At 40.7% G+C, this 17,829-nt stretch carries 15 protein-coding genes; 10 read left to right on the top strand and 5 right to left on the bottom strand.

From position 1 onward, the window contains the following. Positions 1–70 precede the first annotated feature (70 nt). Together AAEU31_RS03400 and AAEU31_RS03395 are read left to right on the top strand one after the other, a co-directional pair. On the top strand, positions 71–1,537 hold the full coding sequence (locus tag AAEU31_RS03400) for a DNA recombination protein RmuC (RefSeq protein WP_421966440.1): 1,467 nt from the start codon (positions 71–73) through the stop codon (positions 1,535–1,537). Positions 1,538–1,697: 160 nt separating this feature from the next. Next, entirely contained in the window at positions 1,698–2,723 is a 1,026-nt protein-coding gene (locus tag AAEU31_RS03395; RefSeq protein WP_421966439.1) for an IS110 family RNA-guided transposase, read from the top strand. Positions 2,724–2,989: 266 nt separating this feature from the next. On the opposite strand, the gene AAEU31_RS03390 is transcribed toward AAEU31_RS03395, so the two are convergent. After that, positions 2,990–3,694 (bottom strand): hypothetical protein, encoded by a 705-nt coding sequence (locus AAEU31_RS03390; protein WP_135926635.1) that lies wholly within the window; start codon positions 3,692–3,694, stop codon positions 2,990–2,992. 126 nt (positions 3,695–3,820) lie between these two features. Between AAEU31_RS03390 and AAEU31_RS03385 the strand changes: the two genes are divergently transcribed. Next, positions 3,821–4,396 (top strand): DJ-1/PfpI family protein, encoded by a 576-nt coding sequence (locus tag AAEU31_RS03385; protein WP_421966438.1) that lies wholly within the window; start codon positions 3,821–3,823, stop codon positions 4,394–4,396. On the opposite strand, the gene AAEU31_RS03380 is transcribed toward AAEU31_RS03385, so the two are convergent. Next, positions 4,391–5,272 carry a LysR family transcriptional regulator gene (locus AAEU31_RS03380; protein WP_135926637.1) on the bottom strand — a complete coding sequence of 294 codons (882 nt, stop codon included), beginning with the start codon at positions 5,270–5,272 and terminating at the stop codon, positions 4,391–4,393. The two genes, AAEU31_RS03385 and AAEU31_RS03380, sit on opposite strands and share 6 nt — an antisense overlap. 97 nt (positions 5,273–5,369) lie before the next feature. On the opposite strand from AAEU31_RS03380, the gene tmpT reads away from it, so the two are divergent. The 5 genes from tmpT to AAEU31_RS03355 all read left to right on the top strand — a co-directional run bounded on the left by tmpT (position 5,370) and on the right by AAEU31_RS03355 (position 10,682). After that, positions 5,370–6,002 carry a thiopurine S-methyltransferase gene (gene tmpT, locus AAEU31_RS03375; RefSeq protein ID WP_421966437.1) on the top strand — a complete coding sequence of 211 codons (633 nt, stop codon included), beginning with the start codon at positions 5,370–5,372 and terminating at the stop codon, positions 6,000–6,002. A 273-nt stretch (positions 6,003–6,275) separates the two neighbouring features. After that, complete coding sequence (locus tag AAEU31_RS03370; RefSeq protein ID WP_421966436.1) at positions 6,276–7,076, top strand: DODA-type extradiol aromatic ring-opening family dioxygenase; 801 nt, start codon at positions 6,276–6,278, stop codon at positions 7,074–7,076. Positions 7,077–7,170: 94 nt separating this feature from the next. Beyond that, positions 7,171–9,501, top strand: coding sequence for a S9 family peptidase (locus tag AAEU31_RS03365; RefSeq protein ID WP_421966435.1), 2,331 nt, complete (start codon positions 7,171–7,173; stop codon positions 9,499–9,501). Between the two features lie 297 nt (positions 9,502–9,798). After that, positions 9,799–10,014 (top strand): hypothetical protein, encoded by a 216-nt coding sequence (locus AAEU31_RS03360; RefSeq protein WP_421966434.1) that lies wholly within the window; start codon positions 9,799–9,801, stop codon positions 10,012–10,014. Then, the gene (locus tag AAEU31_RS03355) at positions 10,011–10,682 is read left to right on the top strand and encodes an alpha/beta hydrolase (RefSeq protein WP_421966605.1); all 672 of its coding nucleotides are present in this window, start codon (positions 10,011–10,013) and stop codon (positions 10,680–10,682) included. Before AAEU31_RS03360 ends, AAEU31_RS03355 begins: the two co-directional genes overlap by 4 nt. Before the next feature lie 46 nt (positions 10,683–10,728). Here AAEU31_RS03355 and AAEU31_RS03350 read toward each other — a convergent pair whose 3' ends face one another. Continuing rightward, complete coding sequence (locus AAEU31_RS03350; protein WP_421966433.1) at positions 10,729–11,031, bottom strand: alpha/beta hydrolase family protein; 303 nt, start codon at positions 11,029–11,031, stop codon at positions 10,729–10,731. A 7-nt stretch (positions 11,032–11,038) separates the two neighbouring features. Further along, entirely contained in the window at positions 11,039–11,737 is a 699-nt protein-coding gene (locus tag AAEU31_RS03345) for an alpha/beta hydrolase family protein (protein WP_421966432.1), read from the bottom strand. Positions 11,738–12,216: 479 nt separating this feature from the next. Between AAEU31_RS03345 and AAEU31_RS03340 the strand changes: the two genes are divergently transcribed. Both AAEU31_RS03340 and AAEU31_RS03335 read left to right on the top strand, forming a co-directional pair. After that, positions 12,217–13,674: a hypothetical protein gene (locus tag AAEU31_RS03340; RefSeq protein ID WP_421966431.1), complete on the top strand. Its 1,458-nt coding sequence runs from the start codon at positions 12,217–12,219 to the stop codon at positions 13,672–13,674. 115 nt (positions 13,675–13,789) lie between these two features. After that, positions 13,790–14,476 (top strand): hypothetical protein, encoded by a 687-nt coding sequence (locus AAEU31_RS03335; RefSeq protein ID WP_421966430.1) that lies wholly within the window; start codon positions 13,790–13,792, stop codon positions 14,474–14,476. Between the two features lie 312 nt (positions 14,477–14,788). On the opposite strand, the gene AAEU31_RS03330 is transcribed toward AAEU31_RS03335, so the two are convergent. After that, entirely contained in the window at positions 14,789–17,827 is a 3,039-nt protein-coding gene (locus tag AAEU31_RS03330; protein ID WP_421966429.1) for an efflux RND transporter permease subunit, read from the bottom strand. Positions 17,828–17,829: the final 2 nt, after the last annotated feature.

The raw sequence follows: 17,829 nt of genomic DNA, 5'->3' as shown, positions 1-17,829 counted from the left end.
GCCTGCTCCCCTACTCTGCCGAGTACTAATTCGTTATGATGATGTGTCTTCAAGTTATTGAGTTTTCGTTATGATTTCAGAGCTAATTGCACAGATTAATTGGCAAAGTGTGGTACTTGGTGGTGCTGTAGGTGCAGTTGCAAGTGGTGTTATTTTTGCCTTGCAAAAAAGTCGCTTAAAAAATCAGTTAACCGAGCTGCAAAATAGCTATCAAATTCAGCAAAGCAATTTAGAGCAAAAGCAGCTGCAACTGCAAGAAAGCCAACTTTCGCTTTCACAGTTACAGCAAGATTACGCTGAACAGCGTGATGAATCGCAACATTTTAAAACCCGTTTTGTAGAACAAGAAAAACAAGCGCAACAATACAACCAATTTTGGCGTAGAGTTGAAGCCGAACTCACTGAGACGAAAGCGGCTCTTAATCAGCGAGATGTTGAATTAAGTACCTTACGCAGCACGATAGAGCAAAAAGAGCTGCACTTTAAAGAGCAGCTTAGTCATATCAAAGAGAGCAAAGAACAACTTAAGAAAGAGTTTGAAAACCTTGCTAACCAAATCCTTGAAGAGAAGTCTCAGCGTTTTAAAACTCTCAACCAAGAAAGTATTGAGCAATTATTAAAACCGGTTCAAGGTGAGCTAAAAGGCTTTCGCGATAAGATGGAATTGATCCACGTTGAAGATCTTAAACAACGTGCTGCGCTAAAAACAGAGTTATTGCATTTACAGGCTAAAAGCCAAGCTATTACTGAGCAAGCAGATAGGCTGAGTACAGCACTACAAGGACAAAAGAAAACCCAAGGTAATTGGGGAGAGTTAATGCTTGAAAATGTACTCGACAGCGCCGGACTGCGTGCTGGTGTAGATTATCAACGTGAAGTGTCGTTTAACACTGAAGATGGTCGTCTACGCCCTGATGTTGTGGTGTATTTACCCCAGCAACGCCATTTAGTTATTGATGCTAAAACCTCTTTAAACGCTTATACACGCTATGTAAACGCCGATACTGAGCTTGAAGCACAGCAAGCGCTTAAAGAGCATGTAGCGGCGGTGCAATCACGTATAAACGAGTTAGCAAGCAAAGCCTACGATAGGCTACCTGGTATTAACTCACCTGAAGTGGTGATCATGTTTGTACCGATAGAGTCGGCTTTTGTTGAAGCACTTAAATACCAAAGTGATATATATCAGCAGGCTATCGAAAAAAATATCTTAGTTGCAACACCAACGACGTTATTAACCAGTTTGAACATCGTAAAACAACTGTGGCGTTTTGAAGAGCAAACTAAATACTCAAAAGAGCTAGCCGCCCGAGCAGAGCGTTTTTACAACAAGCTCAATGGTTTTCTAACCAGTATGGAAGGGGTTGGTAAGCAATTAGACCGCGCCAAAGAAAGCTACGATAAAGCGTTTTCTCAGCTGTACCGTGGTAAAGGAAACTTAATTAAGCAAGCCTCTGAGTTCAAAGAATTAGGGGTTTCTGTTCAAAAAGAATTACCCGCGGAAAGTGTTGAAAAAGCCCAATTAGAGTTAGATTAAATGGGATACAAAAAAGCCAACATTATGTTGGCTTTTTTGTTATACCAATTCGCTTAATTAAGCGGATTAATGGAATGGACTCTCTCCACTCCCCACCGGCGTCATAATGCGCCATAGTAGTATGGGGAAGTTTTAGCGTAAACAAAGTAGAGAGAGTCACATGAATAAAATAACAATAGGTTTAGATATCGCCAAGAACATTTTTCACTTAGTTTGGTTATCAAACTCGGGAAAAGTACTTAAAAAGCAAAAGCTCAAACGCGCTAACATGAAAGAATACTTTTGTAATTTAGAACCAGCAATTGTTGTTATGGAAGCGTGTGGCTCATCAAACTACTGGGCACAAAGTATTCAAAACTATGGTCATGAAGTGAAAGTTATCGCTCCACAATATGTAGTTCCTTACCGAAAAGGAAATAAAAATGATTTCAATGATGCAGAAGCGATAGCTGAAGCGATAGCTGAAGCTTCGCAACGAGTGAATATGCGTTTTGTACCAATAAAAAGTGTAGAGCAACAAGACATTCAACTAGTGCATCGTATAAGAGAGCGACGAATAAAATGTAGAACGGCCCTAGTGAATCAAACTCGAGGTCTATTAGCCGAGTATGGCATTAGCCTCTCGCAAGGTGTAAATCAAGTGAGAAAAGCTATCCCCAATATCTTAGAAGACGCGAGCAATATGTTAACGCCATTGTCTCGTCGATACATAGCCAGTTTGTACGATGAGTTAATCGCGGTAGATAAGTTAATCACGGATTTGGATAGTGAGATAAAGGCTCTAAGCGGCCAAGTTGAGCAATGCCAGATATTAGAAACGATGACAGGTATAGGCCCCATCATAGCAACAGCTTTGTACAGTGCAATAGGAGATGGTAAAGCCTTTAAAAGTGGGCGCCATATGGCTGCCTGGCTAGGACTCGTTGCCAAACAACATACAACAGGTGATAACCCCAAGTTAAAGGGAATAAGTAAACGAGGTAATACTTATTTGCGAACTCAACTGATTAATGGCGCTAGAGCTGCGCTAGTCAAGTCGGGGAATAAAGCTGACAAGGTAAGCTTGTGGTCAAAAAGCCTGCGTGAGCGGCTGCCATTTAATAAAGCGGTGGTTGCATTAGCGAATAAAATGGCGCGAATGGCATGGGCAATGACAGTAAAACAAGAAACGTATAAGTTCGTATAAAAAACACTAACCGTAATAAGAGCATAAGTTTAAGAGCAAAAATTGCAAAGATATATTGACGGAAAACGGTTCATAGCCGTCCTATTTAAACCTGATAATACCAAAGGCAGCTAAAAGCCGTCGAGATTGATAAGGTAATAGGGGCGGATATCCATCAGGGCTAGAGCGGATAAATCCGCTCATGAAAAAGCCGAATATATGGCAGCAATGAACTTTGAAATTCTATCAATTAATGTCTTGTAATCGGAGAGAGTCCATATATGGTATTAGTTAATTAGTTCTGCTGAAACAATATCGTTGAGCATTAAAAAGTGGTTAAGAACAGACTCCTCAAGTTCGAATACTTGCGCTACTTTTTCGCCACTTGCTGACATCCCCGTTTGCGCACCTGCAAACTCTATATGTAACCCTAAACGTTTTAGAGTTTGGGCATCATAACTATACATAGCTGAATCACGTTTCTCGGTAATGCCTGGCATCATCCCTATGATAGTAACGGCTTGTTCAACATTGATGATATCGAAAAATTGTCGCTCTGCGGTTTGCCATTTTGCAATATAGCTAGCAACTTCAGGAGGCTGTTCCATAGGCACGTATAGTGGCTGTAATGAGCCGCCATGCCAGCCTATAACGGCTTGCTCTTCAACAAGTACATGTGGACTTGCGGTAAGTACATAATTAGCGCAAGACGATGCACAAAGCTCGCGTACCACAACATTGAGTTGATACTCATGCACTAAGCCACCTAAATGTAGGCCGGCCATAACGTCGCCGCCTTCACTATTGATCACTAAGGTATCTATTTGGTTACGGCTACTAACTAATAGTTTTTCAAACTCTTCGACACTTTTTTTGGAAGTTTCGCCTTTGTAGTAAATTGTGCCCGGCGATATCTCACTGATTTCATTCACTGCATGCTCTGTTGTTTTACAGCCAACAAGCAATACTGTCAGTAATAATAATAAACGCATTAACAATGCCTTAAAGTTTTGTTTCTATACCGCGCTCAGTTTAATAATATGTTATTAACGGACTGCGAAAATCGCATAGTACGATTTTTTGCTTGAGAAATAAATCCAGTTATTAGGAACAATTGTATGAATATTGGAATTTACATTTATGATGATGCTGAAGTACTCGATTTCTCAGGCCCATTTGAGGTATTTAGTACTGCCAAGCGTCTAGCGGATAATGACTGGCAAGTGAGTTTAATTGCTGAAAATGATAGGCCTGTACTTGCCCGCGGTGGTTATAGTGTAAACCCCCATTACAGCTTTGCTGACTGCCCTTTGCTTGATCTACTTGTTGTGGTTGGAGGTGATCATACACGAGAGCTAGAAAAAGCAGAGGTTATTGCTTGGTTAAAAAACACAGCCTCTAACACCAAGCGTGTTGCGAGTGTTTGTACAGGGGCGTTTTTTCTTGCTAAAACGGGGCTTTTAAGTGGTAAAAATGTCACGACACATTGGCAAGATCAACCTGAGCTGGCTGCTATGTTTTCTGATCTCAATGTGATTGCAGATACTCGTTGGGTCACTGATGGTAAGTTTACCTGCTCAGGTGGTATTTCTGCTGGCATTGATATGAGCTTAGCTTTAGTCGCTGAGTTTATTAGCTACGAACACGCCTTGTTGACTGCCAAACAGATGGAATATCAATGGCAGACTTTATAATTTTTCAGCAATGTAGTCGGTTATAAACTGTTTTAAACAGGCAGCCTTTTTACTCAGCAAACGTGCGCTTGGCCAAATCGCATAAATGTCGCGGTTTTCGCCTCGCCAGTGTGGCAATACTTGAACTAATTGCTGAGATTTTAATTCATCTATTACCTCAAACCGAGGTAACAAAGCGATACCTTGCTCATCACAAACTAAGTATTTTACAAATCCAGTGTCGTTAAAAGTGCTCGCAAATCGGCACATATGGTTATAAGTTGCATTCGTTTGTGTATTGGTCAACTGCCATTTACTTCTTAGTGTGGTGCCAATTAACCTATGCTGTTTTAAATCAGCTGGCTCTTCTAAGGCAGGTGCCGAATCAAGGTATGCTTTAGTGCTTACAAATAAAGTATCAACACTGCCTAACTTTTTTTGATGAAGCATAGAATCTGCCTGTGGCCCTACTCTTATAGCTATATCAGCTTGGCTTTTACTCAGATCCTCAAGTTGATTATTAAGCAGCAGCTCAAGTTGAATATCGGGGTACTGTTTAGTAAATGCGAGCCACATTGGCTTTAAGAAACCATGACTAATATTCAGAGGTGCTAAAACTTTAAGCTTTCCTGACAATTGTGCTTTTTGCTCATTAAGCTGGCGATGGGTTTGTTCAAATTGCTCAATTAATTCAACATAACTTTGAAAATACACCTCCCCTGCTTGCGTTAACGTGCATTGCCTTGCTGAGCGGTTTAATAGCTGCTCCCCAAGGCGTTGCTCAAGTCGTTGTAAGCGTCTTGATACTGTCGCGGTAGGTAGCGACAAACTTTCAGCTGCGCTACTCAGGCCACCTTGTTTAACAATCTGTATGAATAGAGCGATATCGTCAATCATGTTCTCATTTATGCAATCATAGTTTGTTTATCTTGCTATTTTTATCACTTTTGTAATTAGTTATCATGTTTTTATTGAAACATTTTAGGAGCAACTAATGGACGCAACGCATTGGCATCAACGTTGGGAAAATAACGAAATAGGTTTTCACGAGGGAGACGTTAACCGTTATCTAGATCAGTATTTTACTAACTTAAATTTACAGCAAGGCGATACTGTTTTTGTGCCACTGTGCGGAAAAACTCACGACATTCATTATTTGCTAGCGCAAGGTATGCGTGTTGTCGGGGCTGAGCTTAGTGAAATTGCCATTAAGCAGTTATTTGATGAGTTAAAGCTTGAACCCGAAATTAGCCAACATGGCGAACTATTACGTTACCAAGGTGCAAATCTAACCGTTTGGGTAGGTGATATTTTTGCGCTTTCAGCGAATGAACTTGGCACTATCAACGCGGTTTATGACCGTGCCGCTTTAGTTGCTCTGCCAAAGCCAGTACGCATTCGATATACCCAACATTTACTAGAGTTGACCAATAGGGCAAAGCAGTTAGTGGTGGTATTTGAGTATCAGCAAAGTGAGTTTTCGGGCCCGCCGTTTAGTGTGGTAGCCGATGAGCTACATCAGCACTACAATGCTTTTTATCAACTAACATTACTGTGCAAAGAACCTCTAGAAGGTGGCTTAAGAGGGCAAGTCCCCTCCATGAACGTAGCTTGGAGTCTAAGTTAGTACTTACAAACTAATGGTGTGTAAATTCACACTAGTTGTGCGTTTTTGTGGCTGGTTATTGTATCTCTGTGCGTGCAATATAGAGATACCAATCCGCAATAATACTTAATCATTTTGAGGGATTAAACCTGTCGCTACCTGCGTTAAAAATTTCTTAGTTAGAACAACTAAATAACGAAATTTTTGCCTTGCTATCAACGAGGTTTCTTTGCCTCAAAATAGACTACTTAATTAAGCGAATTGGTATGAAAAGCATATTTAAGGAGCACATTTATGCAAAAGCCACGCGTTTTATTTGTTTCTCATGGCGGCGGTCCTATGCCTTTACTTGGCGATCCAAGTCATGCTGATATGGTCACTTGTTTGCAGTCTATTGCTGCAAAAATTAAAAAGCCGTCTGCTATTTTGATGGTGAGTGCGCACTGGGAAGCGAACCCTATTAGCATTACTTCGAGCGCAGCTCCTGAGCTAATTTATGATTACTATGGTTTTCCTGAGCCTGCCTACAGTATTGAGTACCCAAGCCCTGGCGAACCAGCCCTTGCCGAAAAAGTACATCAAGCATTGGCAAAGGCTAATATCGATAGCATATTAAACCCATCTCGTGGCTTTGATCACGGTATGTATGTGCCTTTGAAAATTATGTATCCAGAAGCAGATATACCTTGTGTGCAATTGTCGTTACATCCAAGCCTTGAGCCAAGCTTACACCTAGCGATAGGTGAGGCTTTACAACAGCTTGATTACGATAATTTATTGATCATTGGCTCTGGCTTTAGTTTTCATAATATGCGCGCATTTTTCACGCCAGAAACTGCTGAAATTAAAGCGCAAAATATAGCTTTTGAGCAATGGCTAGTCGATGTGTGTGGTAATACTGAGCTGAGTGAACAACAGCGACAAGCTAAGTTATTAGAATGGCAAATGGCCCCTGCGGCGCGTTTTAGTCATCCTCGAGAAGAGCACTTATTGCCATTACATGTTTGCTATGGTGCGTCGATGCGCCCTTGTAGTTGTATCTACGAACTACGTATTGCCAACAAGCAAGCCAGTATGTTCTTGTGGGAGGATTGAGTTTAAGTTCAACCCCCCAGATAACACGATAAAGGCTCAGATTTTATTCATCTAATTTGGTACGCTAGGTAAGTTAAAACCTAGGAACAACAAAATGAACTTAATAAAAACATCAACCCTTGCGTTTGCTGTGGTTGCGGCTTTAGGTTTGCAAGCATGCTCAAGTACAGAGCAAGTAAGCACGCCATCAGCAACAGTGAACGCGACGGCTAATCCGCTCTCGCTTGAACAAATTTATAAAGAAAAAGACTTTAAAGCTGAGCGTAGCACCTATTTTACGTGGCTCGATGATGGTACTGGTTATACGGTACTTGAAGAGCGTGAAAGCGATAAAAACAACCAAGACGATAAAGCTAAAGACGACGAGCACGGCGTAAAAGGCAATGATATTGTGTTTTATAACGCCGATGGGACGGGTCGTAAGGTACTTGTTAGCTACGAAAAATTAATTCCCAAAGGTGATAAAGAGCCACTCACTGTTGAAAGCTATCAATGGTCTAAAGATGGTAAATGGCTGATGGTTTTTACCAATGGCGAGCAAGTGTGGCGCTCACGTAGCCGTGGTGATTTTTGGCTTTTAAACCTTGAAACTGATTCGCTATATCAGTTAGGTGGCGAAAACATCGAAGCGAAAAAGCTGATGTTTGCTAAGTTCTCACCAGATAGCTCAAAAGTAGCATACGTGCGTGATAACAACATCTACATGGAAAAAGTCGGCAGCAAGGCTGTGACTGCTTTAACCACTGACGGTAACGACACCATTGTTAATGGTAATTTTGACTGGGTATACGAAGAAGAATTTACCATTCGTGATGGTTTCCGCTGGAGTCCAGACAACAAATCAATTGCCTATTGGCAGCTTGATACCAGTGGCGTGAAATACTTCACCATGATCAATAACACCGACGATCTCTACCCTACCCTTAAAGAATTCCCGTATCCAAAAGCCGGTGAGATGAACTCTGCGGTTAAAGTGGGTGTGGTCAGTCTTAGCGACAAGAAAACCCGTTGGGCTGAACTAGGTGGCGATAATCGCGATCGTTATATCCCACGTATTAGCTGGGCAGGTACTGGTGAATCTTTGATGATCCAAGATCTTAACCGCCCGCAAAGCCACAACAAGGTTTGGTTATTCGACTGGCAAAAACAACAGCTGACTAAAATTCTTGAAGATAAAGACGATGCCTTTATTGAGTGGTTTTATAAAGCAAACTGGTCAAAAGACGGTAAGTTCTTTATTTGGCACAGTGAGCGTGATGGCTGGCGCCATTTGTACCGTGTATCTCGCGATGGCAAAACGGTTGTTGATTTAACACCGGGCGAGTATGACATCATTGATATGTTAGCGCTCAACGAAGATAAAAACGTTATGTACTTTACTGCATCCCCGGATGATCCTGGCCAACGTTATTTATTCCGTACTTCGCTTGATGGCAGCTCTAAACCGGTGCGCGTAACGCCTGAGTCATTTGATGGTTCAAACAGCTATTACATGTCTAAAGATACCTCTTGGGCGATGCATACCTTCTCTAAGTTTGGCACCCCACCAATGAAAGAGATCATCAAAGTAAGCGATCACAGTAATGTGAAAACCTTAGTTGAGAACAAAGCATTAAAAGAGAAATTAGCGACTGAACAATTACCGACTCACGAGTTCTTTAAAGTTAATGCCCGTGATGGTGTTGAGCTTGATGGCTACATCATGTTCCCAGCTAATATGGATAAAAGCAAAAAATACCCAATCGTCTTTTATGTTTACGGTGAGCCATGGGGCTCAACAGTTCAAGACCGCTGGGAAGGCGACAGTTACTTATACAAGTCGTATTTAACTCAGCAAGGCTTTATTGTTGCCTCAGTTGATAACCGCGGCACGCGCGCACCAAAAGGCAGAGATTGGCGTAAGTCTATCTACAAAAAAATAGGCTCTATTACCGTGCGTGACCAAGTTGACGCCCTTGATGCAATGGCAAAACGTTGGGATGTCATTGATACCGACCGTGTTGGTGTATGGGGTCACTCAGGTGGCGGTAGTTCAACACTTAATTTGTTATTCCGCCATGGTGATAAATATAAAGTGGGTATTGCCTCAGCACCAGTGCCTGATATTCGCTTGTACGATACCATCTATCAAGAGCGCTATGCGGGTAACCCAAATACCGATCCTGAAAGTTACGACAACACCTCTCCGATCACCTTTGCAAAAGACCTGCAAGGTAAGTTGCTACTGATCCACGGTACCGGAGATGATAACGTACACTACCAAGGCTCAGAGCGTTTAATTAACGAATTAGTTAAGCACAATAAACAGTTCGAGTTTTTCTCTTACCCGAACCGTTCGCACAGCCTACGTGAAGGTGATGGCACTACCCTGCACTATCACACTATGATGGCTAACTTCTTCGAAAAGCATCTACTCAATAAGTAAATATGCTTTAGTTAAAAACCGCAGCTTAGACGTTAAGCTGCGGTTTTTTATGCAAACTGTAAACCCCCGTTACACAAAGAAAGCGATTAGATGAAAGCTATCAAATGTTTGAAGCAAATTATCAGTGCTGGCAATGGCGGCTGCGAGCTATTGGATTATCGAGCGAAGTGTGTAATGAATATCTTCTATCACAGATAAGCCGGTGAAAGAGGCTAACTAATACCCTGTTACAATTGTCTTATTAACTAATATTTATAATTGAAGTAGTGTCATTAAGTTATTGATTAAGGATATAAAATGGCATTACTAAAATTTAGATTTCAGTATCTAGCTTGGTTTATTACATTTGTTTTGCTAGCTACAGGCTTGTATATCGCGGTGAAATACCAACAGCACTATAGCTCACACTTTATTGATATAGATATCAAGTCGAATGCGCTTTCAGAAATGCGCCGAGTTTTCATTCGCTTGCCCAAAAAAACTACAACCCTAACAAAGCTTATCCGCTCATAATTAAAACTGACGGCAATTTTAACCTTGATACTTGGGATGACGCTCTAAGTATTCTTGAAAGCACCGATGACAAGCATGAGGTTATTCTTGTGGCCATCCCGAACCTTTTTTGGCATGACACACGAAATCGTGATTTAGTGCCACCTTACGCCCGTAAGGATGTGGCGATAGAAGCGCGCCCAATCAATCAAAATCAACGAGAAATATTTGGTAAAGCTGATGTGTTTTTAAAGTTTATTGAAACAGAGCTAATCCCCTATTTAGAGGGAGAGTACCGTATTAGCGGGCAGCGCACGCTAACAGGTTTTTCGGCGGGAGGTAGCTTTGTGTTATATACCAGGGTTACTAAACCAGAGTTATTTAATGCATACTTTGCTTTTAGCCCTGCGGCTTGGTATGACGATAATGTTGTCGTAAAACAGTTCAGTAAAAGCTTACCTAATACAGCAGGCAACACCCACTATTTTTATGTCACATTAGGTGGTGATGAGAATCCAATCATAACCGGTGCATTTAATGGCTTAGTGAATGCTCTTCAAAAGCATGCACCAAACGATCTTACCTGGCAGCACCACATCAACAAAGGAGCTGACCATGAACAAAACGCAAAACAATCCGTTCGCAGTGCACTAGATGGGGCTTTTAATCATTTTGATATGGCTAAGTAATGGCAAAACAGGGCCTTATTTGGCCCTTCTTACTTTTAAAACAAAGTTACAAATAGGTGTTAAACCAATTAACTAGCTCTGTTTCCAGTTGTTCTTTATGGTCCATTAAAAAGTGATTGTCACCGTCATACACCACGAGTTTATGGGGTATTTGATGCTTATCTAGCGCTTTGGCAAATTGAATTGAGTTCTCGACTGATACTCGTTTATCGTCACTGCCATGAATAAGTAAAATAGGCACTTTAGGCGAGAGCTTATCAACCCAGTTCATAACAGAGCGTGCTTCAAGCTCTGCTTGTTTGTTCTCTTTATAATTGGGGATACGACGCACATACACGAGTTTTTCCATGTTAGGTCTAAGAAAGCTCTTTGACTAAATCAGTCGGCCCTGCAATGGTTGCAATGGCTTTAACCTTGTTTGTGTGTTGCATCGCAAGGTGGGTTTGCATGCCGCCTCTACTTACTCCTAACATGCCAATACGGTTTTCATCTGCACTTGCTATGTGCGGAATAAAATCAATAAGCGCAAGTACGTCGTTAACATCTTTGCCACCAAACTCATCTAAATCATCATTTTTAGTTAATGTACCGCGGTATTGGCTGCCGATAACCACAAAGCCTTGCTCTGCTAAAGGAAATAAATTGCGCATCATTGCAGCAAAATAAACATTGCCAAAATTACCGTTACCGCCGCGGTTATAAATTAATACTGGGAGCTTGTTCTTGGTGACTTTAGGTTTGATGATATATCCAAGCACCTCAACATTATCGACCTGATATTTAAAAATATGGCAGGTTAAATTCGCTTTAAAGTTATCGAACATACTTTGTGGAAAGATTTCTTCAAAGGCTTTTATGCGCTTTAAGTATGCTTCTTCGTTTTTAGCTTTGCGTTTATTCTTTTGCGCTATAAATTGGTGCCACGAATCATAGTCAGCAAAGATGCCTGTGAAGCAGTCTGTTTCTTTTGTGACGTGTTCATCATCGATAATTTTCGCTGCGCTGGTAGAAAAAACAGCGAGAGATAAGCAGGTAGATAAGAGTAATTTATACACAACAACATCCTTATTGGTGACTAAAAGTTACAAAACCACAGTAACTTAAATGATGGTTATTTGTACATCATTAATTCAGTAACCGTTTGAGGTATAAGTTGTCATAGTACACTCCCTACTTCTTGGCTGTATATAGATGTTATGGAAGTATAAACTGACATAAATTTGAAGTAAAAGATGGCAAAAAGTTCCTTGCTTTTCTAATATTGGTCCTCGAGCATCCCTTTTGTGCCAAAAGCGGACCTTCACACGTAACTCCTTTCTGCCCCAAGATGAGTTAACATAATTACTATTACTCTATAGGTCGGCTTTGAGCTATCAGATACAGTCTTATCCATCTAATGATATTGGCTCTACTCCATAATCTGATATTCCACTAACTTTTATGTTGGTGATGACATAAATAACACTATTAAAATCCTGTTTTGTTGTTGTGCTCCCATATTCAAGAAAATGAGCGACGAGCGCATTTTCTTTTTATGAATACCTTTAGTGTCAATAAAAATATTATAGTTGGCAATGCATTACGTTATTTGTTAAAAATAGATTTATTAATACATGCGCGTAATGTCGGCAGAAAGCTGCGCGACGAGTGCACTATAAAATTGTTAGCACTCTTAATCGCAAGTTCATTTATGGAAATATATCAGATGAAATATAGTGACGAAGTTTTTGGTGTATCCAATATTATTTTAGAAGATTCCTATATTGACAGAGGAAAGTTAGATGAGGAAATAGCCCGTCATTTGCGACGTAAAAACCATATTGCGCTACGAGGGGCATCTAAATCAGGTAAGTCGTGGCTTCGTCAAAGGTGTATTACTAATTCCCTAGTTGTACAGTGCCGTTTTAAAACTACAACTTTAGATATATATACAGATGCTCTATCGCAATTAGGTATAAAACTTGTAATAGAAGAATCCCAAAAAGATGTGATTAAAGGAAAAGTAGAGGCTACAGCGGATGGCGGGATTGCATTAATAGCAAAAATAAAGGTTAAATTGGGGCTGGAAACAAATCAAGAAGATGTAAAAAAAGGTAAAGCTGTCGGTCATGATATAAATGACTTACGCTTTATTGCTGACCTTATAAAAGAATCTGGGAAAAAGTTAGTAGTTGAGGATTTTCACTATTTATCTGTAAAAGAAAGAAAACTACTATCATTTGATTTGAAAGCACTATGGGACTATGGATGTTTTATTGTTCTAATTGGTGTTTGGTCTAGAAGCAATTTATTAATAGCACTTAATAGGGATTTAGAGGATAGGATTGTAGAGCTTTCAGTTGATTGGACTGAGCATGAATTAAAAGAGGTTGTAAAAAAAGGATCTTCAGCACTAAAAGTATCTTTTTCTTCGAATCTTTTGAATCTCTTAGCTCTAAATTGTTATAAAAATGTTGGTTTACTTCAAAAGTTAGTTCTTGCATATCTTGATGAGTCTAAAGTTGAAAAAGAGCAAGATAATTTACTGGAGTTAAACAATGAAGATGTTTTTGATTCAGCTGCAATGTCACATGCTCAACAACTGGATACTGCTTATCAACAGTTTGCTAAAGATGTTTCCTCAGGCATAAGAAAGCGAAAAGATTCTACTGGTATTTATGCTCATGCTATGGCGGCGATCGTTGCGGCAGAAGATAAGCTTCTGATTGATGGCTATGAATTAGATGAAATTCTAAAGGTCGCATCAGCTAGGCAGCCTAGAATTATTAAAACTAACCTTAGGACCGTTTTACAAAAGCTTGAAGAGTTGCAAGTTGACTCGGATGGCCGTGGCCTAGTCATTGCTTTTAATGACGCAAATGATGAAGTTACTGTAATCGATAGAAGATTCCTTTTTTATAGAAAGTACATTACTATCAATTGGCCTTGGGAGGATTTAATCAAAGAACACGAAGAATTATCTAAAAGTGAATCATCCACCATAACAAATTGATAACAAGGCGCTAAACTAGGACAAAATTAAATAAGCAGCGGGTAGCTTCGCTCGATTTTGGCTTATTTAATTTTGCCTGTTAACTAAGCGTTAAGGCATTGAGGACATCACAGGTATGGCAAGAGCAGTGACAAAAGCCGATTGCTTAGCAGAAATGAAAAGGTTTTTTAAGTACTACGATACTTACTGCCAAAGCCCAGACCCTGACTCAGTGAGAGAGGTGTTAGCATCGGTTTACAGTGTCAACGACAAACTAAGAAAAGCTGGGTATCCTAATTTTTTTAATAGTGATGAATTTTTGGCTATTAAAGCTATTCGTAACTATGCAATCCACCAAGCTGAAATATACAACGAAGCCAAAGCCTTACCAATTGTCTCTGATGTTCCTATAGAAGCTGATCTGATTATTCTTTGTTTAATACCAATAGGTGTCATTGATGCCATTTGTGAAAACACAAATTCAGAAGGTAAAACTGCCATTAAAAATACATGCATTTATTACAAGAGATATGTAGATATATACCCATGCATTTTTAATTTTGGGGTTCAGCTGTTTCTATATAGCGAAAATAACAGCTTAGAGGTTGACTCTAAAGTGTATCGTGAGTTTAAAAATTCTATCGAGTATGAAAGAGCCAACAATTACTCACACCATGTGGTAGGTGGCTTTAGGTTGCCTTATGGAGGGGATGTAGATGAGTTTATTGAGCGTAGCCTTCATTCTGTAGAAGAAAAATCGGAATTGCAAAGCGCGCTATATTCTGAAGAAAATGGGATGTTCACCTTCAAGGGCTTCAGCTAAATGCACTTAACAAGTTTAGCCAGCATCGCCCGCAAAGAACTGCGGCTGGACTCGCTACGCTCGCCGCTGATAAAGGCGTTAACCGAATAAATACTCCAACACTTTTTTGTCCAAAAATGAGTTTGTCTCCAGTCCGTTTTTGCTCCCAGACGCAGTTCAAATAGTGCTAAAAGCGGACGGTGAAGTCCCGGTAATGGACTGCTTCCCGTTGTAATTTACATAACTTTCAGCTTAATTATTACACAAAAAAAAGCCGCAGGTTTGAAGTGACCCCATAAAGTTGGACTCATTTCTAAGCGGCTTAATTAAGCTTTAGCTCTCACTCGGTGCTCTGAATATCAAAGAATACAAGATTGGCAAAACCACCATTGTCAAAATCGTTGCAAATATTAAACCGCCAATAATAGTGATTGCCATTGAAACGAAGAATGCATCGAATATCAATGGGATCATGCCTAAAGCGGTCGTTAATGCAGCCATAGCAACTGGACGTAATCGACTGCAACCAGAATCTACAATAGAATTTAATAAATCCTTACCTTGGCTTTGTTCAAGGTTTATCTCCTCTACTAGGACGATCGCGTTCTTGATCAACATTCCAATTAGACTTAAAAAGCCAAGTAGGGCCATAAACCCGAAAGGCTGACTTGTAACCAACAAACCAACAGTTACACCTATAACAGCCAACGGAACACATAACCATATCACGAGCGTTTGGCGTAAAGAGTTAAACATCACTACGGTAAGCAAAATCATTGCAAGAACAAAAATAGGGATTGATACTGCTAGGCCTTGCTCCGCTTTTTTAGATTCCTCATGTTCACCGCCCCATTCTAAACTATAACCTTTTGGTAGCTGTATTTTCTCTACTTCTGGTTTCAACCGGTTAAAGAGCTCGACTGCATTTCCTGAACTTGGGTCTGCTATGACAGTGATCGTACGTACTCTATTTCGCCTGTAGATTAAACCATCTTCAAAAACGGTTTCAAAAGACTGTACAACTTGACGGATAGGCACCATTTTCTGCGCAACAGGACTCCATATTTGGATATTACCTAGGTTGTTAGCATCTTCTCTAATACTGTCATCCGCCCTAACAATGATCGGCAATAACAGATCTTGATCACGAAATACCCCCGTTAATACCCCGTCATATGATTCCCGAATTGCCTCCGCTACCATAGGCCGCGTAATGCCATTCAAGTTAGCTTGCTCTTCTATTAAAACAGCTTTAATTACCTTCACTTTTTGTCGCCAGTCAGTTCGAATGGCCTTTGTATTCGGGTCGGATGAAAACACCTGTTTTACTTCATTAGCAATGCTCCTTAGTTGGTCTGAGTCAGGCCCACTTATACGCGCTTGAATTTTACCGGTTCCGCCAGTACCCAATTCAAAGGGGGATGCGTAAATCAATGCATCAGGATGCTTTTCAGAAAGCTGGGATTCTACCGTTGACATAAGATCGGGTATTTTTTTGTAGTCATCAACATCTACAAGAAACTGGGCGTAGCTACTATTTGGTTGCACAGGCTGATAAGTCAGTAAAAACCTCAGAGCACCTTCGCCTACTGTCGTTGTAACGTGTGTTACATTTGGCTGCGCATTTAAATAAGACTCGACCTTTTTGGCACTCTTCTGGGTTTCTACAATATGACTGCCTTGTGGAAGCCACATATCCACCATAAACTGTGCTCTTGTTGAGCTGGGAAAGAAACTTTGCTCTACGAATGAAAATCCCCACAACGCAAATGCAAATATACCGACTACCGATGCCGAACTAATATAACGGTGGCGAATACAGCGTCTCAGAAGCATTCTATAGCCGATATAAAAAGCTCCTCCATATGGCTCAGATTTTCTATCACTCTCCTTTGGTGCTTTTAAGAACATAACACATAAAACAGGGGTGACGGTTACTGCAGTAACCCAGCTAAGAAGCAATGACACCAACACGACCTGAAAAAGAGAGCGGCAATATTCACCTGTAGCATCGTTTGAGGTACCAATGGCTGCAAAAGCTAAAATTGCTATCAAAGTTGCAGCGAGCAAAGGCCAAGCAGACTGATTGACAACTTTAACTGCAGCACTAGATGCTTTTTCTCCCTTTTGCATTCGAACAAGCACACCATCGACAACTACTATTGCATTATCAACTAGCATGCCTAGCGCGATAATGAGCGCTCCGAGAGAAATTCGCTCAAGCGCAACTCCCATTGGTTCAAGAAAAATAAATGAACCCGCAATGGTCAAAACCAATACAAAACCAATCAGCAAACCGCTCCTTAACCCCATAAACAGAAGTAGTACAGCGATCACGATAATCACTGCCTCCACAAGGCTTGTAACGAAGCCTGAAATCGCTTCTGTAACTGCTTTTGATTGCAAAGATACATAACCAAATTCTATTCCTGCAGGACGTTGCCCCTTAAGCTCATCCAGTTTATCTAATATCGCTTCCCCCATATCAACAACATTGCCGCCAGAAACAGTAGAAATACCAAGGCCTATCCCTTCTTTCCCATCGAAGTGAATATGTTGTGTAGCAGGTTCAACATAACCACGACGCACGTTGGCAATGTCTCGTAGATAAAACTGTTTACTCGAACCGTCAGAAATCAACAGGTAATTAAAATCTTCAACCTGACTAAAGCCACCCGTTGGTGTAATGGCAACATTAGCTCTACCTACTTGTACATTACCTGCATCAACTACAATGCCTTTACTGCTTAGTTGATGCGTTATCCGCTCCGGGGACAAACCTAACTGGGCTAACCGATCTCTGTTAAACTCAACGTAGATTGCTTCACTACGCTCACCAAACGTATTGATTTTGCCAACCCCTTTCACTTGCAGTAATTTTTGTTGCAGCTCATCAACATACGATTTTAGTTCGCGGTAGGTGTAACCGTCTCCAGTTACAACCATAAATACACTGTACACGTCACCATAATCGTCCATAACTAACGATGTTCCAGCTCCAGGTGGGAGATACCGTTGAACATCGCTTACTTTTTGCCTGAGCTTATTCCATACTTGGGGGAGAGTCTCACTGTTGTACTGCTCTTTGATTGAAACAGTAATCGTTGATAATCCACGCTCTGACTTGGATGTAACTTTATCTAACTCTCCGAGCTGTTGAATCGCTTTTTCAATAAGTTCTGTTACTTCCTGTTCAACTTCTTCAGCGGATGCTCCGCTATAAGGGGTGACGACTAAGGCTTCTTTAATTGTAAACTCAGGGTCTTCCAGTCGACTCATTTGGCTAAATATCATTAAGCCGGCGAGTAACATAACGATGGTGAGTACGAGCGTAACGGTTTTCTTTTCGATAGCGGCTGCGGCAAAATTCATGA

This window comes from Pseudoalteromonas thalassia (genome assembly GCF_049257215.1).
In the GTDB taxonomy this organism is placed as follows: domain Bacteria; phylum Pseudomonadota; class Gammaproteobacteria; order Enterobacterales; family Alteromonadaceae; genus Pseudoalteromonas; species Pseudoalteromonas lipolytica_C.
The sequence above is the reverse complement of the archived record's forward strand: the minus strand, read 5'-3'. Positions and strand labels throughout refer to the sequence as shown.